At 44.9% G+C, this 21,871-nt stretch carries 23 protein-coding genes and 1 rRNA gene; 4 read left to right on the top strand and 20 right to left on the bottom strand.

What is annotated here, in order from left to right:
• Nucleotides 1–11 precede the first annotated feature (11 nt).
• Nucleotides 12–123, top strand: a 5S ribosomal RNA gene (gene rrf / locus L0659_RS00005).
• 122 nt (nucleotides 124–245) lie between these two features.
• Here rrf and L0659_RS00010 read toward each other — a convergent pair.
• From L0659_RS00010 to L0659_RS00025, 4 genes are all read right to left on the bottom strand, one after another.
• The gene (locus L0659_RS00010) at nucleotides 246–1,322 is read right to left on the bottom strand and encodes a winged helix DNA-binding domain-containing protein (RefSeq protein ID WP_235123452.1); all 1,077 of its coding nucleotides are present in this window, start codon (nucleotides 1,320–1,322) and stop codon (nucleotides 246–248) included.
• A 44-nt stretch (nucleotides 1,323–1,366) separates the two neighbouring features.
• A complete protein-coding gene (locus L0659_RS00015; protein WP_235123599.1) occupies nucleotides 1,367–2,032 on the bottom strand; it encodes a 2-C-methyl-D-erythritol 4-phosphate cytidylyltransferase in 666 nt (221 codons plus the stop codon).
• Nucleotides 2,033–2,116: 84 nt separating this feature from the next.
• Nucleotides 2,117–3,166 carry a tRNA preQ1(34) S-adenosylmethionine ribosyltransferase-isomerase QueA gene (queA, locus tag L0659_RS00020; protein ID WP_234615704.1) on the bottom strand — a complete coding sequence of 350 codons (1,050 nt, stop codon included), beginning with the start codon at nucleotides 3,164–3,166 and terminating at the stop codon, nucleotides 2,117–2,119.
• Nucleotides 3,167–3,358: 192 nt separating this feature from the next.
• Complete coding sequence (locus tag L0659_RS00025; protein ID WP_235123453.1) at nucleotides 3,359–4,864, bottom strand: acetyl/propionyl/methylcrotonyl-CoA carboxylase subunit alpha; 1,506 nt, start codon at nucleotides 4,862–4,864, stop codon at nucleotides 3,359–3,361.
• Between the two features lie 253 nt (nucleotides 4,865–5,117).
• Between L0659_RS00025 and L0659_RS00030 the strand changes: the two genes are divergently transcribed.
• Together L0659_RS00030 and L0659_RS00035 are read left to right on the top strand one after the other, a co-directional pair.
• Entirely contained in the window at nucleotides 5,118–6,389 is a 1,272-nt protein-coding gene (locus L0659_RS00030) for a pyridoxal phosphate-dependent aminotransferase family protein (RefSeq protein WP_235123454.1), read from the top strand.
• Between the two features lie 253 nt (nucleotides 6,390–6,642).
• Complete coding sequence (locus L0659_RS00035; RefSeq protein ID WP_026628750.1) at nucleotides 6,643–6,822, top strand: hypothetical protein; 180 nt, start codon at nucleotides 6,643–6,645, stop codon at nucleotides 6,820–6,822.
• Between the two features lie 56 nt (nucleotides 6,823–6,878).
• Here the strand turns inward: L0659_RS00035 and L0659_RS00040 are convergent, their stop codons facing one another.
• From L0659_RS00040 to L0659_RS00050, 3 genes are all read right to left on the bottom strand, one after another.
• On the bottom strand, nucleotides 6,879–7,292 hold the full coding sequence (locus L0659_RS00040) for a MaoC family dehydratase (RefSeq protein ID WP_235123455.1): 414 nt from the start codon (nucleotides 7,290–7,292) through the stop codon (nucleotides 6,879–6,881).
• 140 nt (nucleotides 7,293–7,432) lie between these two features.
• The gene (hpf, locus tag L0659_RS00045) at nucleotides 7,433–7,810 is read right to left on the bottom strand and encodes a ribosome hibernation-promoting factor, HPF/YfiA family (RefSeq protein WP_026628748.1); all 378 of its coding nucleotides are present in this window, start codon (nucleotides 7,808–7,810) and stop codon (nucleotides 7,433–7,435) included.
• Nucleotides 7,811–8,038: 228 nt separating this feature from the next.
• Nucleotides 8,039–8,341 carry a DUF4286 family protein gene (locus tag L0659_RS00050; RefSeq protein ID WP_235123456.1) on the bottom strand — a complete coding sequence of 101 codons (303 nt, stop codon included), beginning with the start codon at nucleotides 8,339–8,341 and terminating at the stop codon, nucleotides 8,039–8,041.
• Between the two features lie 106 nt (nucleotides 8,342–8,447).
• Between L0659_RS00050 and L0659_RS00055 the strand changes: the two genes are divergently transcribed.
• Complete coding sequence (locus L0659_RS00055) at nucleotides 8,448–8,867, top strand: cytochrome B (protein ID WP_235123457.1); 420 nt, start codon at nucleotides 8,448–8,450, stop codon at nucleotides 8,865–8,867.
• 77 nt (nucleotides 8,868–8,944) lie between these two features.
• Here the strand turns inward: L0659_RS00055 and cysM are convergent, their stop codons facing one another.
• The 13 genes from cysM to L0659_RS00120 form a co-directional block, all read right to left on the bottom strand.
• Nucleotides 8,945–9,817, bottom strand: a complete 873-nt coding sequence (cysM, locus tag L0659_RS00060; protein ID WP_235123458.1) for a cysteine synthase CysM — start codon at nucleotides 9,815–9,817, stop codon at nucleotides 8,945–8,947.
• Nucleotides 9,818–9,823: 6 nt separating this feature from the next.
• Nucleotides 9,824–11,032: a S9 family peptidase gene (locus L0659_RS00065; RefSeq protein ID WP_235123459.1), complete on the bottom strand. Its 1,209-nt coding sequence runs from the start codon at nucleotides 11,030–11,032 to the stop codon at nucleotides 9,824–9,826.
• 82 nt (nucleotides 11,033–11,114) lie between these two features.
• The gene (locus tag L0659_RS00070) at nucleotides 11,115–11,846 is read right to left on the bottom strand and encodes an alpha/beta fold hydrolase (RefSeq protein ID WP_235123460.1); all 732 of its coding nucleotides are present in this window, start codon (nucleotides 11,844–11,846) and stop codon (nucleotides 11,115–11,117) included.
• A gap of 107 nt (nucleotides 11,847–11,953) precedes the next feature.
• Nucleotides 11,954–13,669 (bottom strand): AMP-binding protein, encoded by a 1,716-nt coding sequence (locus L0659_RS00075; RefSeq protein ID WP_235123461.1) that lies wholly within the window; start codon nucleotides 13,667–13,669, stop codon nucleotides 11,954–11,956.
• Nucleotides 13,670–13,809: 140 nt separating this feature from the next.
• Nucleotides 13,810–14,319, bottom strand: coding sequence for a GNAT family N-acetyltransferase (locus tag L0659_RS00080; RefSeq protein WP_235123463.1), 510 nt, complete (start codon nucleotides 14,317–14,319; stop codon nucleotides 13,810–13,812).
• 30 nt (nucleotides 14,320–14,349) lie between these two features.
• A complete protein-coding gene (locus L0659_RS00085) occupies nucleotides 14,350–15,741 on the bottom strand; it encodes a hypothetical protein (protein ID WP_235123464.1) in 1,392 nt (463 codons plus the stop codon).
• A gap of 80 nt (nucleotides 15,742–15,821) precedes the next feature.
• Nucleotides 15,822–16,943 carry a hypothetical protein gene (locus L0659_RS00090; protein WP_235123466.1) on the bottom strand — a complete coding sequence of 374 codons (1,122 nt, stop codon included), beginning with the start codon at nucleotides 16,941–16,943 and terminating at the stop codon, nucleotides 15,822–15,824.
• A 97-nt stretch (nucleotides 16,944–17,040) separates the two neighbouring features.
• Nucleotides 17,041–17,640 carry a hypothetical protein gene (locus tag L0659_RS00095; RefSeq protein WP_235123467.1) on the bottom strand — a complete coding sequence of 200 codons (600 nt, stop codon included), beginning with the start codon at nucleotides 17,638–17,640 and terminating at the stop codon, nucleotides 17,041–17,043.
• A gap of 20 nt (nucleotides 17,641–17,660) precedes the next feature.
• Complete coding sequence (locus L0659_RS00100) at nucleotides 17,661–18,209, bottom strand: thermonuclease family protein (protein WP_235123468.1); 549 nt, start codon at nucleotides 18,207–18,209, stop codon at nucleotides 17,661–17,663.
• A 62-nt stretch (nucleotides 18,210–18,271) separates the two neighbouring features.
• The gene (locus L0659_RS00105; protein WP_235123469.1) at nucleotides 18,272–18,694 is read right to left on the bottom strand and encodes a hypothetical protein; all 423 of its coding nucleotides are present in this window, start codon (nucleotides 18,692–18,694) and stop codon (nucleotides 18,272–18,274) included.
• 22 nt (nucleotides 18,695–18,716) lie between these two features.
• Nucleotides 18,717–19,949 (bottom strand): sulfite oxidase, encoded by a 1,233-nt coding sequence (locus L0659_RS00110; RefSeq protein WP_235123470.1) that lies wholly within the window; start codon nucleotides 19,947–19,949, stop codon nucleotides 18,717–18,719.
• A 228-nt stretch (nucleotides 19,950–20,177) separates the two neighbouring features.
• Nucleotides 20,178–20,969 (bottom strand): ferritin-like domain-containing protein, encoded by a 792-nt coding sequence (locus tag L0659_RS00115; protein ID WP_235123471.1) that lies wholly within the window; start codon nucleotides 20,967–20,969, stop codon nucleotides 20,178–20,180.
• A gap of 27 nt (nucleotides 20,970–20,996) precedes the next feature.
• Complete coding sequence (locus L0659_RS00120) at nucleotides 20,997–21,722, bottom strand: ferritin-like domain-containing protein (RefSeq protein WP_235123472.1); 726 nt, start codon at nucleotides 21,720–21,722, stop codon at nucleotides 20,997–20,999.
• Between the last annotated feature and the right edge of the window lie 149 nt (nucleotides 21,723–21,871).

Below are 21,871 nucleotides of genomic sequence, written 5' to 3' on the forward strand. Positions count from 1 at the left end.
ACAAAGACCTTGTTGGTGACTATTGGCCTGGTGTTCACCTCTTCCCATCCCGAACAGAGAAGTTAAGCCCAGAACCGCCGATGATACTTGGATCAAACCTGGTAAAGTAGGTAGTCGCCACAATACCTTTAAAAGCCTCACAGAAATGGGAGGCTTTTTTTGTGCCTGAAAGATTATGGTTAATGGGATGACAGCACTCCTGCATACAAAAAAATTCCATCTAAGTCAAAAGAATGTCAAATGTCTCAGCCCACGAGCGCGACGCTTTTCCCCAGATATTTACCATATTTCTTAGTAGCCGCTGAGATAGACTTGATTTGCGCTTTGCTGATTTTTTCGAACGGGATTATTTCTATCTCGACCCTATCTTTCTTCAAAATGCGTTTCCATAGGCCTATAACTTTTCCATCGACAACGATTGTAGGCATAAACATCCCATTGTTTCCGGGAACGATCCTGTCTGCGTATTCTGCCGCCAGAATAGGCGTTCTGTCTGTGTAGCCGAGCATGTATTCGTCGAAGCCTGGCAGGAGAAAAGTTGATGGGATTGTGTGCATTTCTGGATGATCAGCACCGGTCCAATACTTTTTGCCGCCAGCTTCAATCATTTCCAGAACAGACGTAACGGAATTCAGGCATTCGCGCGCATCGGAAATCTTCAAGCCCGACCACCAAACAAAATCATTCAGCGTAGCTGGTCCGTGGCTTTTAAAATAACGCAGTGCTAACTCTGCTAATGCTTCTTTCCCTTCCAGATTCTTAGAAACCGGAACCCAATCGTCAAGTAACACATATGTAGGCTGTTTTTCATTGTGCACACCGTGGCATAGAACCTGCTTTTGGGCGAGATAATTAATGATATGCATGCCACGCTGTCCTGCCGTCGCAATACCCGCGTGCTCTAAAATGGCATATACTTCGTTTCGCATCAGCTGCTTTCCACCACTCAGAGCGTTGACGAGCAGATCATGACTTCTATTGAATGCTGCTTCATCTAATTCCAATTGCCGGTGTCTGCTCGCTGATCCGGCGATAATCCTGGGCGTGAGTAATTTGAGTAACCACCTAACATCGTCAGCAGCTACGAAATGCAAAGTTCCGCGCATAGGCCAGGTTCTTATGATTGCTTTTCGGGCAATGGCATTGTCAATGTCTGACTGCGTACCGTGTGGAAGACGCAAGCCAAGCGACCATTTCGCGCCGGCATAGTCCTGCGCCTGTATAGCACCCATCCAGGTCACAACTTGTTCCGGTGTGCTTGACGGATTATCGGAAATTTGTTGATTGTAAAGGCGCAGTAATATGATTTCAGTGATGGTCATATCAGGGGTTATTAGAAAGAAAAGATCCCCATAATTTAATGCTTTTACAGATATATTTCCGCCCACCGCAGATCTTCCGGTGTTGTAATTTTTATATTTTCATAAGCGCCCGGAATCAGGTGAATGGGGTAACCGGCTGCTTCCAAAACACTGGCACAATCTGTGAATCGATCATTATAGTCTGCTGCAAAAGCATTCTGCATCCAGGCAAGGCGGAATGTCTGCGGGGTTTGGATCAATTGAAATGCGGATCTGTCCAGAGCCAGATTTTTTCCACTTTCTTCTAGTTTTCTGATCGAATCTTTGAGCGACACGCTGGTAACCGCGCTGCCTTGTTCTGCTGCTTTTACAAAACTGGCGGCGATGATTTCTTTGCTGATGACCGGCCTCACACCATCATGCACCGCCACCAGGCCATCCTGATCCTGAATGCTGTTAAGCCCATTTTTGACAGATGCAAAACGTGAATCACCGCCTGCAATTAATGTGTATGTAGTATTAAATGAATGTTCCGCACAGAGTTGCTTCCAGAATACCATTTGATCATCAGGAAGGATCAGGATGATCTTTAATGCGTCGGAATAATTCCTAAATGCATTTATGGTGTGCATGAGGATTGGCAGACCGTTGATCTTTAAAAACTGTTTTGGAATATCACTTTTCATGCGATTTCCACTTCCCCCGGCAACTATAATGGCATATTCTTGCATAACAATCATAAAAAAATGGTCATTTATGTATCAGGAAATCAAATCCTTGACCACAAATGACCATCTTGAATATTTATTTAAACCTTAAATTATCAGCATTGCGTCGCCGTAGGTGAAAAACTTATATTTTTCCTTGATAGCAAGATCATAAGCTTTCATAACCAGATCAAAACCCCCGAATGCACAAGCAGACATCAATAGTATGGACTCAGGAAGCTGGAAATTTGATAACAATGCAGTGGCAATTTTAAAGTCATAAGGTGGGAATACAAACCTATCGGTCCAGCCTTCCACTGCTTTCAAATGTCCGCTTGCCGAAACAGAAGATTCAACAGCCTTCAATGATGTTGTACCAACCGCGCAAATGCGCTTTTTGTTATCAATAGCCGCGTTTACAATGTCTGCGCTGCTTTGTGTAATCCTGTAATTTTCGGAATCGGTCTTGTGTTTTGTCAGGTCTTCCACGTCCACAGTACGGAATGTTCCGAGACCAACGTGCAATGTTACCGGAGCAAAATTAACGCCTTTAATTTCCAGGCGCTTCATGATTGCCTTCGTAAAGTGCATGCCAGCCGTAGGAGCTGCAACTGCGCCAACATGTTCGGCAAAAATTGTCTGAAAACGCTCTCTATCAGACGTTTCCACTTTACGTCTTGAAATAATTTCCGGAGGAAGCGGCGTTTCACCTAACTCATCAACCAGTTTCATAAACGCATCATTGTCGCCGTCGTACAGGAAGCGGATGGTGCGACCACGAGAAGTTGTATTGTCAATAACCTCAGCAACCAGGTCGCTATCTCCAAAATAAAGCTTGTTACCAACACGAATTTTACGGGCAGGATCTACCAAAACGTCCCAAAGACGCATTTCACGGTTCAGTTCGCGTAAGAGGAAAACTTCGATTTTCGCACCTGTTTTTTCCTTCTGGCCGTACAAGCGGGCCGGAAAAACTTTTGTATCATTGATGGCCATTACATCCCCATCATCAAAATAATTGATAAGGTCTGCAAAGGTTTTATGTTCAATTTCTCCTGTTTTACGATGTACAACCATAAGACGGGATTCGCCGCGGTCTGAAGGATGAAGTGCAATTAAACTCTGGGGAAGATCAAACTTAAATTCGGATAGCTTCATAGCTGAATATTCTGTGAATTTCTTTAGTCGTGAGCCAATAAGGCAATCGTGTACATCTTATGAAAGAAATGTTGAGGGCTGGATTACTTGCATAGTTATTCCAAATTCTGTAATTTTTATGCAACCAACATTCCAAAAAATTAAGACCGCAAAAGTAGGCAATTTCCCGGCAAAATGCAAGAATGTAGCCGCTTAAAGATTGCGCATGCGGCGGAGCTTCCAGGGAGAAGCTTTTTTATTTTCAGAAGTATTGCTAAGTCCATCATTTGACGCAGCTTTTTTTAATAAATGCGCGCTGATGATGGCTGCTAATTGGGAAGATTCGTTGTCGATTTCTTCAACCAACATGTTGGGATGGAAATCATTGGTTACAAAATTCGTATCAAAATCTCCTAATCTGAATGCCGGGTGTTTCATCACGAATTTGCAAAAAGGCAGCGTCGTCTGTACGCCGGAAATCTGATATTCGTCAATAGCGCGGATCATTTTCTGAATGGTTTCTTCACGGTCAGCACCGTAAGTGATCAGCTTCGCGATCATAGGGTCATAATAGATCGGAATGTCCATCCCCTGTTCAAACCCGTCATCAACCCTGACCCCATTTCCCGCGGGTTTTATGTATGTATGTAATGTTCCCACGTCCGGAAGAAAATTATTGGTGGCGTCTTCCGCATAAACGCGCACTTCTATTGCATGGCCTTTGATCGCAAGGTCGGTTTGTGTCAATGTCAAAGGTTTTCCTTCCGCTATAAAGATCATTTGTTTTACCAAATCAACACCCGTAATCTGTTCTGTTACAGGATGCTCCACTTGGAGACGCGTGTTCATTTCCAGAAAATAGAATTTTCCCTGTTCGTCCAAAATGAACTCAACTGTCCCGGCTCCATAATATCCGCATGACCGGGCCACATCAATGGCACAGCGGCCCATTTCTACCCTCGTTTCATTTGAAATTGAAATAGATGGCGCTTCTTCGACTACTTTCTGGTGTCGGCGCTGAATGGAGCATTCGCGTTCAAACAAATGGATAATGTTGCCATGCTGATCGCCTAAAATTTGAATTTCAATGTGTTTGGGGGAAGTAATGTATTTTTCGATAAATACGGAGCCATCACCAAAAGAAGTTTGCGCTTCGCTAACGGCCCGGTCCATTTGTTCGTCGAAATCACTTTCATTGTCAACCACCCGCATGCCTTTTCCGCCGCCGCCCGCAGAAGCTTTGATAAGGATCGGATAGCCTATTTCCCTTGCTCTGGTTTTAGCCTCTGTGCGGTCGGTTATGGCCGTTTCCGTGCCAGGCACCATTGGAATGTTATACTGACTGGCTGCCTGCTTAGCGGCCAGCTTACTGCCCATAATCTCAATGGCTTCTGACGATGGCCCGATGAAAATGAGGCCTGCTTCTTGCACCAGTTTGGCAAAGCCGGCATTTTCGGACAAAAAACCGTAACCAGGATGAATCGCATCAACATTCAGATCCTTACAAACCTGAATGATTTTGTCACCTCTCAAATAGGATTCCGAAGACGAGGGAGGCCCAATGCATACGGCCTCATCCGCATAACGCACGTGAGGTGACTTCCTGTCGGCCTCGCTAAAAATGGCAACCGTCGCAATGTTCATTTCTCTAGCCGTACGCATAATGCGCAATGCAATCTCGCCACGATTGGCAACCAGTATTTTTTTGATTGATGACATTCAGATAGAAAGGATTATTGCAACCAATATTCGTAAGATAACAAAAGCATTCTTCAATAGTTAAGCCCGGATTTTTTATTTGGTGGGAGGATACCCGATTTTCTAATGTTAGTTAAAGCATGATTTTTGTTATTTTACTAAATTACAAGCAGGCCTAAGCCGTGGATTGTATTAAAGTAAGCGCAAATTTTGTTAATTTTGCATTTATCTAACATTTTTGTATCAATTGGTTACCCACATAAAATAAAAGCGAGTGGATATTTTTGAGAAATTACGCAACAACTCTGGTCCTATCGGGACGCCGGCCAAAATGCTGAACAGCCACCATTATTTTTCTTTCCCAATGCTGGAAGGAGAGCTGGGGCCGCGCATGAGATTTATGGGCCGTGAGGTGTTAAATTGGAGCTTGAACAATTATTTGGGGTTGGCTAACCATCCGGAAATCAGGCAAGCTGATACGGAAGCAACTGCGAAATGGGGGCTTGCCTATCCAATGGGAGCCAGAATGATGTCGGGAAATTCAATGCTCCACGAGACTTTCGAGAAAGAGCTTGCAGAGTTTGTAGGCAAGAAAGATGCATTCCTACTGAATTACGGATATCAGGGCGTGATGTCGGCGATTGAATGTATATGCGATCACCGCGACGTCATTGTTTACGATGCCGAATCGCACGCCTGTCTGATCGACGGAATTCGCTTGCACAAAGCCAAATTGGGTGAATACTACAAGTTCAACCATAATGATATGGTTAGCCTTGAAAAGAACCTGATCCGTGCTACAAAACTGGCTAACGAAAAAGGCGGCGGTGTGCTTGTCATTACCGAGGGCGTTTTTGGGATGTCTGGTAAAGTGGGCGATTTGAAAGCGATTGTGGAGTTGAAGAAGAAATACGATTTCCGTCTGCTCGTTGATGATGCGCATGGCTTTGGTACAATGGGTGAAACCGGCGCAGGGGTAGGAGAGCTTTTGGGCGTTCAAAAGGACGTTGATCTGTACTTTTCAACGTTTGCCAAATCAATGGCGGCCATTGGCGGTTTCATCGCTTCGGACGATCCCGAGATCATTATGTTCCTCAAATACAACATGCGGTCGCAAACCTACGCGAAGGCGCTTCCGATGCCATATGTCGAAGGCTGCCGCAAGCGTCTTGAAATGATCAAGACAATGCCAGAGCTCCGTGCGAAACTTTGGGAAAATGTGAAGGCTATGCAGGACGGGTTGAGAGGACGAGGTTTTAACATTGGTGAAACAGAATCGCCGGTAACGCCAGTATTTCTTCACAGCGAAGGCGGCGTTCCGGAAGTAACGCGTATGGTGCGTGACCTGCGTGAGAATATGGGCGTATTCTGCTCGATCGTTGTTTATCCGGTGGTGCCGAAAGGTCAGATCATGCTGCGCATTATCCCAACTGCTGCGCATACTTTGGAGGATGTGGAATATACATTAAATGCGTTCACTACTTTGGCAGACAAACTGAAAAACAGGGTTTACCAGGTTGAGGACATTCAGGAGGTTATCGAGTAAAAATTGGCATATTTCGCTTTCTGAGGGCTTTTTTCAAAAAAGCCCTCTTTTTTTTGATTTTATTTTGAAATTTTAATAATTACTAATACGTTGATTTTAAGTTGATTAGACGTTTGTAAATAATTAATTGCATTTTAGAAGTGTTTTTTTTTGTTTTTTGGGTTGCGGAAATGCTTTTAATTACTAAATTTCGGTCAAAACATGCGTTTTTAGCGTGTTAAAGGCATTTTGAAACTAAAAAACAAACACAAACATGGCAAGATTTGATGAAGTTAAAGATCTGATCCTTTCATTGGAAGGCGATTTCGATAAGTTTTATGACAAAGGCAACCAGGCAGCTGGAACACGTGTTCGTAAAGGAATGCAAGACCTTAAAACATTGGCTCAGGACATCCGTGCCGAAGTTCAAAATAAGAAGAACACTGCAGAGTAATCTGAAACGAATAAATGATATGAAAGCCCGGGCATCCTTGTCCGGGCTTTTGTCTTTTAGAACTTCTCCGTATTGATCATTGTAGCCACACCACGGGTTACCACTTTCCTGGTTGCCACATCCACGATCTCGGTTGAGATTTCAGCAATGTGTTTTTCGGCATTGATGGTTTTGATCGTAAAAACCGCTTTGTAGTCCGTCTCAACGAACATAGGACGTAAAAATTCGAGTGTTTGTTTCAGATAAATGGATCCAAAACCCGGAAATTGCGTCCCCAGCACTTTTGTAAAAATGGTAGCGCCCAGCATGCCGTGAATGATGGGTTTTTTGAAAGAGGTCGTTGCAGCATATTCCGCATCCAGGTGAATGGGGTTATTGTCACCGGTAAGGTCTGCAAAACGCTGAACTTCTTCCTGGGTCAGGTGAAATGGCTGTTCGAAACTACTATCAACAACAGGTTCAATATTCATAAAATCGCTTTTACATTAAGAAAAATCTAAATTCGCTCAATTATCCGATTGTTGCAAACAAACCGGTTTGCCCGAAAGGCCATAAAGCAAAAGAAGCCGTCCCGGTCCGGGGCGGCTTCTTTTGCTCGTTATATATGTTCTTATTCTTCTGTTTCCTCCGTTATAAGCGTAACGCCGTCTTCTAATGCTACACCTTCAATAATCTTCGGTGCCCTGGCATTGTTACGTTTGTCTTTAAACTTTTTAACCTGCATTTTCAATGTATCTATCGCTAAATCAGTAGCTTCTTCGAACGTTGTCCCTTGCTCTCTCACAAACATGGTTCCTCCCGGAACATAAAGCTTAACTTCAAGAAGTTTGGTCTGTAACTTGGCATTGTCACTTTTATCCAATTTCAAAAACACCTCTCCGCTAGTGATCCGGTCATAAAATGTATCAAGTTTATCTAGCTTTTGTTGAATGAAGCTCAACAACTTAGGATCGGCGTCAAAATGAATTGCTTGCATTTGCAGTCTCATAAGCACTTTGTTTTAAGGTAAAACATATTTTTAAACCGTTCTATCAACATGTATGCCGGGGCCGCCAATACAAGTTTCAATCAACTCATCCCAATTTCAGAACTTTCCCCAAACACCATTTTTGATCTTAACGGTATATTAAATAAAGGGAAATAATAGGGTAATGTCAAGTAAACTGGGTTGTTTTTGAATATATTTATTTTACCTCAACAGTGGGTATGTAAAGCCTCATGCTTCCTCCAAAAGTGTCCGAAAAGATACATATTGACCACTAAAAGTTGCGTGATGCCGCTCTTGCAGATCCGCCTGAAAATCGGTCTGGTAGGCAAGGAAATCTTCCATGGTGCGGAACGAAAACTGCGTGGTATAGGTCGAACCTTCGTTTTCTATCTCGGTTAGCAAGCGCAAGAGTTTACATTCAAGCGGCAGTTTTGTAGCCAGGATTTCGGGGATGTGGACTGTCTTCATGTAATGCAGCCAATCCTTTTCTGCGGCGTAGCTGATGTTGACAGTAATGTTAAATATGATCATGATATTTTTAATTATTAGGACTTTTTGTTGTGCAAATATCAAGCATAATGCCCGATTGAGCGTTACATTTGCATACTTTTACTTATTCACCATAAACTGATTTGATATGAACGCGCTTATACGTGCCCACTCAGGCCTCCGTTATGTAGTGTTGGCACTTTTGATTGCAGCGATTTTTACGGCCTATTCCAATTGGCAGAAAGGATCTCAGGGCGATAGCAAAATCTACCTGTTCGCATTCATTGCAACGCATACGCAGCTGCTGCTCGGGTTGATCCTTTATACCATGAGCGCGAAAGTGAATTTTGATCTGATCAGCGAGAAAGTGTTCCGTTTTTATTCAATCGAGCACATATTCATGATGCTGATCGCCATTGTGCTGATCACGGTAGGAAGGATCAGGTCTAAAAAACTGACTGGCGCCGCCAAGCACAGAACGGTGCTTTACTTCTATGCAATGGGTCTGGTCATTATTCTGGTCGCTATTCCATGGCCGTTCAGAAACCTTGGTTCAGGCTGGTTCTGATCCTCGACGCTGAGTTTAAGTTAAAAGGCTTTTCAAATCAAGCAGCATTGTCTTCGCGATTTGAAAAGCCTTTCTTTTTATCCAAACAAATCACTGGACAAATAGCGGTCGCCCCGATCGCAAATGATGCACACGATCACGCCTTCCTTTAATTCTTTGGCTAGCTCAATGGCCGCCCAGGTAGCGCCTCCGCTGCTCATTCCTGCAAAAACGGCTTCCTCTCTTGCTAATTTCCGCGTCGTTAGGACCGCATCTTCCTGCGTAACTTCGATAACCCGGTCCACGCGTTCTCGTTCAAATATTTTGGGAAGATATTCAACAGGCCACTTCCTGATGCCCGGAATGCTCGAACCGTCGGTAGGCTGGCAACCCACGATCTGAATGTCTGGATTTTGTTCTTTTAAATAACGCGAAACGCCCATAATGGTCCCTGTGGTGCCCATCGATGAGACAAAATGCGTGATGGATTGATTGGTATCCCTAAAAATCTCAGGCCCCGTAGTTCTATAATGTGCTTTCCAGTTGTCCTCATTTGCAAATTGGTTCAGCATAAAATAGCCACCGGCAGCCGCTTTCTCCTCCGCAATGTCCCGCGCACTTTCCATGGTTTCCGAAAGCACAACTTTTGCACCATAAGCTTCCATCGTCAGGACGCGCTCCTTTGTTGAGCTTTGCGGCATGATCAGCTCTATTTCCAGATCAAACAGCCGTGCTATCATAGCCAGTGCGATGCCGGTGTTTCCACTTGTAGCTTCAATCAGCTTCGTGCCGGACGTAACTTCTCCGCGGTCCATCGCGCCTTTTATCATACTGAAAGCTGCACGGTCCTTCACGCTTCCGCCAGGATTGTTGCCTTCCAGTTTACCAAAAATTTTTACGTCCGGATTGGGATTGATTTTTTTTAATTCAATAAGAGGCGTGTTACCAACCAGATCAAGCAGTGAAAACATGTAATGTTATTTTGTAGAGGTAAAAAATGCCAGCGTTCCGAGCAGAAAAGACGTGATGGAACTGCTATGCGTGCCACCGGGCACGGTGGTTAATGTAACATTGGCGCCCAATCCTTTCATTGTATCGTAAGCTTTTACCGAATTGAAGTAAAAAACAAGTTCGTCGCTGTTGCCGTGATATAGCTGAACAGGCACTTTCGGTTTCCAGTTATACACATCATTATTCGCAATGGCGGCAATAAACTTCTCGTCCTTACCATCATTTAAATCTGTTTTAAAGCTTTCATTCAAAGCCGAATCAAAGCTTTGCGCAATGGGTGCTGAAATCCCGTTGGCTGTGATATTGGACGCAAATGGTTCTTTAAAATAGTAAGAAGCCGGGCGGTTCAGTTTATAAATCCGATCATACGTTAGCAAGACCCAAGTGTAAAGTGCATTGTATGAAGCAATTCCATGGGTTTTTGTATTGATAATGTGTTTCATGAACGCCGTTTTATCATAAGCGCCCGCCCCACAGCTGGAAGCCCGCAGGTTGAACTCCCCAGCCGCTTCTTCTTCAATCATTTTATGAAGCGACATGGTTGCGTAACCACCTTCACTGTAACCTGCGACATACAGTTTTTCGTCCCATGTTACATCTTTCTGCTCTTTCAAAAATTCCTTTGCAGCACGCAGCATATCCAATGAAGCCGAAGCCAGGCTGGCCCTGTGCTCATAAGGATGGGGAAGATCTTTAGATGCGCCGTAGCCAATGTAATCCGGATAGGCGATAATGTATCCCATAGAACCAAATAATGCCCCAAACGAGGCCGCTTCGGCTCCATCCTTGAAATTGGAAGGTGCGGATGCATCATCGCGGATCGTGCCGTGCTGCACGCTGATCATAGAAACCGGATCAGGCGTTGACGGCAAAATCAGTGCGCCGGAAGCCGTAATGTCCGTTCCGTCTGTATTCTTGGTCTTGTAAGTGATTTTATAAACCTTAATGCCGTTTTTGACATATGCAGACACCAGCGGTCTGAGATCGCCGGATTTTTCGATAACCTGTTCTTTAGTCAGTTCGGTGATAACTGTGCTTTCGCTGAGATATTTATTCTCTGCCGGCGGGTCAATGGGCAGGGGTTTGTCGTCTTTACAAGAATAAAGCAGCAACAAACTCCATACAAGCAGGAAGGATAATCTTCGCTGAAACACTACGATCGTAAACTTTTGCATAATCTTATAAAACAGGTCATCGTTCAAGTTTAGATAACGAACGATGACCTGTTTTAGATCGTGAAATGAACAAATTTCTGACTTAAATTTTTCCCATATACCAGTTGATCATCCGCGCCGTGGCATCGGGCCGCTCCACCATCCCCATATGTCCCGCCTCTGCAAGGATAAACGGATAGCTTTGTTTCGGAAATTCGGATAATGTGATGATGCTTTCAAACGGGATGAGCTTATCCTGCATCCCGATAATAAACAAAACCGGGAACGGCATCCGCGTGAGCACCACCGTGCGTTCAGGCCGGTTACGCATGGCTACAATCCCTGCAATAAGCGCTTCGGCGGGAAGCTTACCATAATGGTTAATGTGTTCTTTGATTTTCTCCGGATAAAGCTCCTTATATCTTTCCCCGAAAAGATTTCCAGCCGTGTTTTTTACGAATGCTTCCGTTCCATGATTTTTGAGCAGATCAATGGTCTGGTTGCGCTGGTGTTTTTTGGCTTCGTCGTCTGCGTAGGCAGTGGAGTGGAATAACCCGAAACCTTCGAGCATGTCCAGGTATTTATCGGCAAAAGCGAGGGCAATGTAACCGCCCATGGAATGGCCGATCAGCACGCATTTTGTAATGTTGGCATTGGTTAAGAACCGATGCAATTCGTCTGCATAATCTTCAACAGACTGGCAGAATGTGAACAGGGAAATATTAGGCCTTACTATTGTAAAATCATTATTAAGCGCGGCATCAAGGTTATCCCAAATCGTATCATCTATGCCATGGCCATGCAACAATACCAGAGTTTTACGGTGTAGATTCATATAGATTTGCTTTCAAGGTTGAGAACTTGTTTGGCTAAATATACATAAACCTTACGCTTTCCGGGCTTTTTCTAGTGAATGAATCATGAAGTAACCGCCAATTTTTGCTATTGTGCTTTGGCCATTTCTTCTTCGCGCAATGCTCTTCTCAGGATTTTTCCAACATTGGTTTTGGGCAATTCATCTCTGAATTCTATCCGGCGGGGGATCTTATAACCGGTTAAATTTTCTTTACAAAAGGCCTTTACTTTTTCTTCCGTAAGTGCGGGATCTTTCTTAACCACATAGATTTTTACAAGCTCACCCGACTTTTCGTCCGGAACGCCTACGCACGCAACTTCCATAACACCCGGACATTGCGCAACTACATCCTCAATCTCATTTGGATAAACATTGAACCCTGAGACCAGGATCATATCCTTCTTGCGATCCACTATTTTAAAGAACCCATCTGCATCTTCATAACCAATGTCACCCGTTTTGAACCACCTTCCACGTCCATCTTCGAAGATCACTTTTACCGTTTCATCCGGCCGGTTGTAATAGCCCAGCATAATCTGCGGGCCTTTTGCACAAATCTCACCTTTTTCGCCTACCGCCGCCCAGGTTTCATCATCCTTTAAAATACGCATTTCCGTGCTCGGAAAGGGAAGCCCTATCGTTCCTTGCTTATGATGGTCGTCCAACGGATTCACAGAAAGCACCGGCGAAGTTTCGGACAGTCCATAGCCTTCCACGAGCGGACAGCCCGTCACTTTTTCCCAGCGCTCGGCAACGACTTTCTGCAACGCCATGCCGCCGGCAATGGTTATTTTAAGTTCGGAAAAATCCACAGAGCTGAAATCGGGATTGTTGAGCAGGCCGTTAAATAATGTGTTGAGGCCCGGGAAAATTTGAAAACGAAATTTCTTCAATTCCTTCACAAAAGCCGGAAGGTCTTTCGGATTGGTGATCAGGATATTCAACGCTCCCCATTTAATGCCGCATAAGCCATTAATAGTCAATGCAAAAACGTGGTATAACGGCAGCGCCCCGACAATGGTGAGCTGGCCAGTCGCTGGCGAACGCCTCATTTTAGACATTAACCATTCATTAATCCCTTCAACATTAGCGATCAGGTTGCGATGTGTAAGCATGGCGCCTTTCGAAACCCCCGTGGTCCCGCCTGTGTATTGAATAAATGCAATGTCGATCCCTGAAATGTTCGGCCTTTTGTATTCACGCCCTGCGCCAATGGATAATGCTTTGGCAAAAGAGACAGCTTCCGGGACATTGTATTTCGGAACCAACTTTTTTACATACTTCACCACTGCATTAACGATCAGCTTTTTAGGGAATCCCAAAAGGTCCCCGATCTCCGTGATGATGACGTGTTGAATGTTGGTGTTAGCAAGAACCTTTTCCAGGTTCATCGCAAAATTGGCCAGAATTACAACCGCTTTGGCACCCGAATCCTTGTACTGGTGCTGCATTTCGCGTGGCGTATAAAGCGGGTTTGTATTCACAATCACCAGCCCCGCGCGCAACGCACCCATCATGGCCACCGGATATTGCAGCAGATTAGGCATTTGAATCGCAATGCGGTCCCCCTGAACGAGCCCGAGCCCTTGCAGATAAGCCGCAAAATTTCTGGACAAAACATCCACTTCTCCAAACGTAAGCTGCTTATCCATGTTGGTATAGGCAGGCTTGTCGGCATTGTCGCGGAATGTGGTTTCCATCATTTCAACGAGGGAAACGTAAGCGTCAGGATTTATTTCGTAGGGAATGCCTTCGGGGTAATTTTTCAGCCACGGATAGGTTTCCTTTGATATAGCGGTCATAATTCAGAAGGGAAAAGGGTACGAAACTGGTGCTCTTCTAAAAATCAAGGTAATCAATAAGAGAGAAAATTATTGATCCTGTCCAATTAAATTTTTGAAAAGCAATAATTCTTAATGATAACGCAAAAGCCGTTGAAGAATTATTTTCGTGCCAGTTCCCACCGCCAAAGCGGCCCTTCATCGGAATCCGTAATGTCCTCAGTTTGTTTAAAACCTATTTTTTCAAGGATCCTCACGGATGCGTTTTCTTCCCGCACCGTGTGCGCCAGGATTTTGTGAACGCCCGGTTGGGCCAATGCATGTTCAGTAAGCCCTTTCGCAAGTTCCAGTCCCAGGCCTTTCAGGCGGTGGGAGGGCATGATCTCGTAACCAATCTCAACCATACCGCTTGCATCCGGCTCGCCTTTGTAGCCGCAGGAGCCGATCAGCATGTTATCGGGAACGTGTATAATCAAATAAACCCACCAGTCTCTCAATGGAGGGTGGGCTTTCCAGCGATGGTAAGAAGGAGTAAAAGTATCCCGGAACTCGGTCCACTTTTTAGGAACATTAACACCCATTACGCGTGCTAATGTGTTATTACCCATGCGAATGGCATCAAAAAGCGTATCATCGCAGGGCACAATCCTTAAATTGGGGGTTAGAATCATATCAATAATTTAACCCCCAATTTAAGAACATTATGAGTTGTTTTCGTCAAATCGGTCCGTTATTGCTTTCCGGATCGCCTGATGCGGACGCATTCCAGCGGCTCGCGGACGGGGAACTGCGCGATCTGCCGATGCATTTGATTTGGCGCGTAATGCAAGGTTGGAAACCGTTAAATGGCTGTTTCTCCAGGCATCATATTCTTCTTCACCCATCACATCCCGGCTCACCTGACCGTGTGCATAACCGTCGCCGTAAGAATGTACGCGCGTGTCGGTCAATGTTTGTTTGCGTTCTGCCTCCAGGTTTTCTATCTCCGCCTTTATTTTTGCTTCTTCCAGTTTCAATTCTTCCAAAGCAGGCATGACTGCAATGTCATTTTCCAAGATGCTTTTTTGTGTCAAATGTGCAGTAAGCGCCTCTTGTAAAGGCTCCATTTGTTTCAAAATCCGTTTTCTTCTGCGTCTTAAACGCCAGAGTTTCGGGTCAAGTTGCAGCCATCGATACCAAAATCCCTGCAAGACCGGCAATGCCATACCGAGCGAAACTGCGCCTGCAATTGCGAAGAGCACACCACTCATGACAAAGGAAAGCAACGCCCAGGGACTATTCACAAGATCCAGGTTCAACTGGTCCGAATTGCGGAGGGCTTCTTCAATCTTATTGGTCAGCTCGGGACTGTTCACGGGTGCGCCCGTAAGCGGGTCAACAGCATTCAATTGCAGGTTTTTAACCGATTTGTTGATCGCTTCTTTCAACTTATCTGTCCGGTAAGCCTCATAACGGAACCAACCCAGAATGATCAATGTCACAATCGCAAAAATCGAAAGCACCAGTTTGAAACCAGCATAACGCGATCTGGCTTTGGGCGTTTCGTTTTTGTGATACGGCTCTTCCACCAACCGGTCGTAAGCAGGCTTTAAAAGGATCGACAACATGGCCAAACCAATTGCAAATGCCCAGGCTTCATTGGAGTTCCTAATGTTCAAGGCATAAGCTACAATTTCGTGCGAAATGATCAGGTCACCTGCGATAAAGGAAATCCCCGCCGCCAGAAATATAAGTCCGGCTACCAGGGAGTAGGACGGCGCTTTGCTGGCCCTTTTCTCCCTTAATTCTTCGGTAACAGAGTCGATTTCAGCAATCGCTTTTTCGTTATCCTGCACTTTTTTAGCAGCATTATTAAGGCCCATGACCTCATTCTGCAATTTATCATAAGCGGTTTTATGCTGCCTGATCGTTTCCTGCTGCTTGTTTTTTACTGATGTAAGCTCTTCTTTTTTTGTATTAATTCTATCAATAACCCAGTCATGGTTCACATTACTGGATAAATATGCTTCATACACCTGGCGGTCGATTCCTTCGATTCCGCTGGAATATCCATGCTGGAAATCTCCGCCCTGGTTTGAATTTTGCTCGTTCATGACGTCTCGTATTTGGTATGATCGAAAATCAATTTTGTAATAATCAGTGCATTACCTCGAAAAAGCTATGCCTGTAAACCTTAGTCCCGGCTTTTCCGGATCAGATTCAGTTGCCTCGTAGTCAGCTCGTTTTTCATTCTGCGTGCCAGATAAAACTCGCTTTCGAACAATTTGACCAGCATATCCCTTTTCGCGTAAAGCTTGTCGCGTTCCGTTTCAGCTGTGCTCTGCTCGCGCAGGATCTGCCATTTTTTGACGCGTAATTCGTCAATTTCTACTTGCAGGTTCTGACACTCATTTTCCCAATTGTAGTTATTGTCTGCCGAATCCTGGCTGTCTTTTCTGATGTTAAGCCAGGCTTTTGTATCATTCCATAGCACCGTAATGTTGCTCAGCAAAAGCTTGCCTGCGAACATAAAAAGGAAGAATACGAATATAAAAAGCGCAAATGCCTGCCACCACGTCTGATGCGTGATCACATTCGCAAACACAAACAAGGCGGCCGCAAACGGAAGCCCGATCTCTTCCAGCAGAGATTTCCACGTCACGCGGGATTCGCTATCATGGAAAAGGGAGATTTTGCCAAACAAACTGAACATTCCCGCCAGGAACACACCCAGCGCAATCCATGAATTATCTGCAAAGACAGGTTTCAACGATTCCCTGATCAGGAAAAAGTTGCCGATGCACATGGCCACGCAAAGGGTTATGCCGATCAATGTGCGGGGCAAATGATGCTCACGTTCAGCGTTACTGACCGGGTTTTTCAATTTGTCCTTTAATTCCTCAATCCGGTTATTTTTCTGCCCGATAAAAAGGTTAAGTTCCTGAATGCGTTCATTATGCTGCTCAATGCTGGCAATGTGACCGGCAAGGAGGTTAGAGAAATACTTGTGGATAATGTCCGTTTTTTCATTCGGGTCGGACTCCGAAAGTCCAAACAAAACACCTTCATCACGCAATGTATCTTCGTCTTCCAGCCAGTAAGGAATGGGCACTTCCACTTTCGGGATTTGCTGAATTTCGGCCACGACTGGTTGAGCCGTCGGCGTCGGCGTTGTTTGCACGGAATTTACGGGAGTATAATCGGAGGGAGCGTAGGGAGCTGTTTCATTTTCAACAGGCTCATCATCATAGTATTGGTCCGCGTCGGATGCGTTGGGGCGGAACCAATTCGCAATCAGTTCAGTCAATTTTGCCATAGTTTTTCATGGGTTAACCTGCGATTATCCATGAAAACAGAGAAAATTGCTACATTATTGTGATGGCCGGGAATTAAAAAAGGTAACCGTCTGACGATTAGTACATTTCAAACATCTTCTGTAAAGCCTGCCATAATTTTTTCTTTAGATTCCGGTCGGCTTCGATCACATGCAGCGGATCGGTGAGCAGGAACCAAACACCGTCGACCACTTTGGGTGTGTAAGGCATTAGTAACAAGTCCAGATGCAGCTTAATGAGCGGCACGCCGAATGTGATAAAAAAGTTTGTTTTCTTTTCCGACAAGACTTTCCGGGCGTCAGGACCTTTCAGAAAGCTGTAATTCAAAACATCGGCCTTCTCTACGGAATGTCCTACGGCTTTCAGAATGTTGTCCAGGAATAAAGATTCGGAAGCGGCCATTTCCTTTTGTTTCGGAGTGTCCATGAGGATCAGTATGCTATGCTGCAATTCCGGAAACGATGCGACGGCAGGTAATGCGGGCGCAGGAACGGGCGCAATAGCAGGCGTTTTGGGGATTGGTTTGGCAATCACTTGGGGAGCTTCCGGCTTAACGGGTGCAGGCTCATGCTCTGTTACAATGGGTTTTTCCAAAACCTCGGGCACAACGCTTCCTCCCACTCGAAACAATGTTTCGTTTTGATACATGATCTGAAAAAGTGCTGCGGAAGAAGACATTTGAGGGTCTGAAATTTGCATTATAATTGACCTAAAAATAAAGACGACTGGCTCCAAATGCCAACCTTTTGCTTCTTGGCCTGAATTTCCAGATTGGAATATTCCTGGCTTTTCGAATATTTCTTGAAATGCACAGCCAATCCTTTCTTGACCAGTTCCTTGTTTAATATCCGGCCGTTTGGAAGCACCACTTCGCCCAGTAACCTGCCATATTTATCAAAATTACCGGCATGTTTAATCTGGACCGTTTTCCGGAAACATTGCTCACTCGTGTATTGCTTGGCAACCTTATAATAAGGGCGTCCACGTTCCGGGCAGTTTACATGCAGAAGCCTGATCCGGATCGGTTTCCCCATCCTTTGCCCTGCTTTTTTGCCGGAAAAAAGGAATTTTAGTTCAATCGTATCGCCGTCCTGGATCCCGATAACTTCGGCCTTTAATGGGTTTGGTAAATCGTAATGTTGCTGAATGCTGCCATTTTGAAGGCGAATTGCACTGTTGTTACTGAAAGATGAAAGCGTCAACAAGCATGTCAGCGCAATCAAAACATTGTATTTTACTCTACTCACTGGTACTCTACTTACTGTTACTCTACTCACTTTGACTCTCACTAATTTCACGCTGATCACTTTCACTGTTCTTCAAGCTTGTACCACTTAATGTCGTTGAGGGGCTTCCTGCGGGCGGCTGTTGCCGTAGGAGCGTAATGTTTTTCCAAATAATCCAGGACCTGCTTTTCCGTTTCACCCAGGTCCCAGAGGTTGTGATTGGCCTGCATCCAGCGGATGTTCTGCTTCCAGCCGTCTCTTGTGAAACGGTTGGCAATGATGAGCTTGGAAGAATGACAGCTTGTACATTGCGCCTTCACCATATACAGGTTCGGATCGGTTACCAAGCCGGTTTCTTGGTCTGTTTTTGCCGTATCAATTGGCATAGTAACTTGTTCAGCGTCATTTTTAATCCGCGTTTCAGCACGGAAAGCAGTTGATACCAAGCCCAGAAACAGGAATAGTGTCAGCAGCAGACCAATATTTTTACTTTTGATAAAATGCATTGCTCGTATTTTTCATGAATGATTAACCGACTTTAACAGCGATCCGCTCGCAAGCATTATTCATGTACCCACCCGGATTCCAGGCTGGAATGACCATTGGCTGCGCATTTCCTTTGTCATCGGTTGCTTTTGCCCAAACTTCATAATAGCCTTTGGAAGGGAATTTTACCTTGGTATTCCAATGCTGCCACGCCAGTCTGTTAGCAGGCGCTTCGAGCTTGCATTCTTTCCAGGTTGCGCCAAAGTCAATTGAAATCTCCATTTTTTTGATCGCATGGTCACCTGCCCAGGCATGTCCGCGCAATGCCAGTTCCGCATCGGGAGCGATCATTGCGCCCGATTTTGGAAAGGTAATGAGCGATTTAACGGGCATGGATTCAATGATCTTGAAATACTCGTCCGTCTGCGGCACATCCTCGCCGGGTGAAACCGGGCTTTTGGGCATTTTATAACTATGGCCCTCCATTTTGGCGCCGTCATGCACTTTATTACGTACAGAAATACGGCTCAGCCATTTCCCTGAAACGGACGCCGGCCATCCGCCAATAACCAATCTTAATGGATAACCGTGAAATTCGGGAATATCCTTACCATTTAACTGCCAGGCGATGATCGTCTCATCTTCAAGAGCTTTGGACATAGGAACACCGCGTGAGATTGCCTCTTTTTTGGGATCCTTGCTCAAATGCTGATCTTTGCCATGATAACCGATGTATACCGCATCACCTTTGATGCCCACGTCAGCCAGCACATCTTTCAAACGGACTCCTGTCCATTCTGCGCAATGTACTGCACCTTGTCCCCATTGATTTCCGGAAGCTTGTGGCTGAAAGCCGGAACGGCCGTTACCGCCGCATTCAAGCACCAATTGATATGTATAAGGTTTGAATTTCTTCTTTAATTCTGCCAATGTATATGTCTTCGGTGCTTTAACCGATTCGCCGTCAATCGTTAATGTCCAGGAAGCAACGTCTATGGTTTCCGGGATGAGCCCGTTGTTTCTGATAAACATTTTGTCAACCGGCGTAATGCGGTCGTCGAGCAAATGAACGGGCGATTCCACGTTCCAGGGCTTATCTCCCTGCACAATCATTTCCTGGCTTTTGCCTTTCAGCGCATCCTTTTCGTCAAATAAGAGCGGGACATAGCCTTTGGGCATTTTGTTGGCAAAAACAATGTTCGTTCCCATTGCCGCAGCGAGTGCTGCCATGCTGCTTCGTTTCAAAAAGCCACGTCTGTCGGATCCAAAATTCATTACGAGGTTCAGAAATAGTTCAAAATATCAACGGTCGAATTTACATAAACGATATTAGTATAACACCCGATCATGCCGATTTAAGGGATATTTAATAAAAAAAGAGGCTGCCGGATGGACAACCTCTCGCTTACGATAATAGTGTGTACTGACATTAGAACATTACTCACTTAAAAAAGTGTATGTATACGTTCAACAGGGAGAATTTACTAGTACGCTAATAACTTCCTATGCTTTAATAAAGGGACCTGCAATCGCAAGCACCGCAGTTTTGTTTAATGGTTCGTCAAATGCTTCTGTTATAGCCGCATCCGATTTAGATGCCAAGCCTTTCAGGTCAACACCGCCTTGGGTCATGTTATCTTCACCTGCGTAAATAGCCGGAACAGCGCCTTCTTTCCCAGTGATCCAACCTTTAATGGCCGGATTTGAGGTTACCGTTGCAGCCAGTCTGCGCGTCATAGCCGCATGGCGTGCTTCTACGGAGTGAACTTGCAATGCATATTCCAGGATCTGCGGATCAGCGAGCAATTCGCCGGCCTGTCCTTTGTAAGCACGTACACCCGTGTCCTCCAGTGCGCTGGAAACAGTTACGAAAGTTTTATAGTTGGTAAACACATCACCAAAAGCGCCACCATATTGGAAGTCAAATGTTGGTTTTTTGATCGCTTTATCGCCCAAAGCTTTCACAAGGAATGCTACGTGCTGTGATTCGTGCTTGCCGATTTGTGTGAAAATCGTTTTATCCGAGGCCGGGATCAGGTTAGCAGCTGCATTCCCTGCTTTGTAGAACTCGTCTTCCAGATATTCAAGTGTGAGTGCAAAGTTTAACACATCCACTGCTTTGGCAGACTGTGCATAGGCTTTGTTTACAATTGAAGCAAAGACAGTAGGAACTGCAACTGTTGCAAGCTTACTGCCGATTCTGTTCATAAAGTGACGGCGTGTGGCAAACTCAAGGCGGCCCGCTGCATCCCCGTCAATTTTTTGAAAATCATCTATTATTTTGAAAATATCCATTGTTTCTGAATCAAATTAGTTATTAAATTATTTACCCACATTAGCTCCTGTGATCGTATCCTTTACGTAACCTTTCACGGCTGCAAGGATATCGGCTGGGGCAACAGCTTTGTCGAACCCGTTTTCGTTGATGATATCATCACCAGCAAAATCAGCAGACTTTGGTTTCAACAAATCACGGATCACCGCTGCGTGGCGGGCTTCAACAGAAACGATTTTTCCGGCAAGCAATAAATTGCCGGCATCTTTAAGCAATCTGCCTGCACCATTATATGCAGCAACACCTGTATCTTCAAAAAGCTTCGCAGCACCTAAAACCGAATCGCGTTTTGTAAAGTCGATTGTAGCAAAGTTTGGCGTAAGATCTTTGATGGCTTTATCACCCAATGCTTTTTTGAAAAAGTCGCGGTGAATGATTTCGTGGTCGCGGATATCGGTAAGGATCGTTTTTTCCGCGTCGGTAATGCCTGCGAATGGCGTAGCAATAACCTGTGTATAGAATGCAGCTTCTAATTGTTCAAGCGCGTATGCATAGTTTAATACACCAACATCTCCTGAGCCCAGGTCTACACTATCGCCAGTTCCCGGAATCATTGGATCCGGATCATCATCATTACAAGCGGCAGCAATTACAATAGTTCCCAGAGACGTGGCCAATCCGGCAGAACGCAAAAAAAGACGTCGGTTCACGACTGACGCGCTTGCTCCTTCTTCTTTTCCGGAGTCGTTTTTTGATTTCATTAGTCTGTTCATAGCAATAAAAAGGTTTCTTGACTTTCCCTTCGTTTATCGAAAAGATTTAACAGACCTACGACCTCCTATTTGCTTTAGATCAGTTCAGAAAAAAATGGAGGATAAATCCGGCGGGCATTAAAATACAAAAAGAGCCCGTTGCCAGGCTC

Origin of the sequence: Dyadobacter sp. CY347, from assembly GCF_021502655.1 — a bacterium.
Classification (GTDB): Bacteria; Bacteroidota; Bacteroidia; order Cytophagales; family Spirosomataceae; genus Dyadobacter.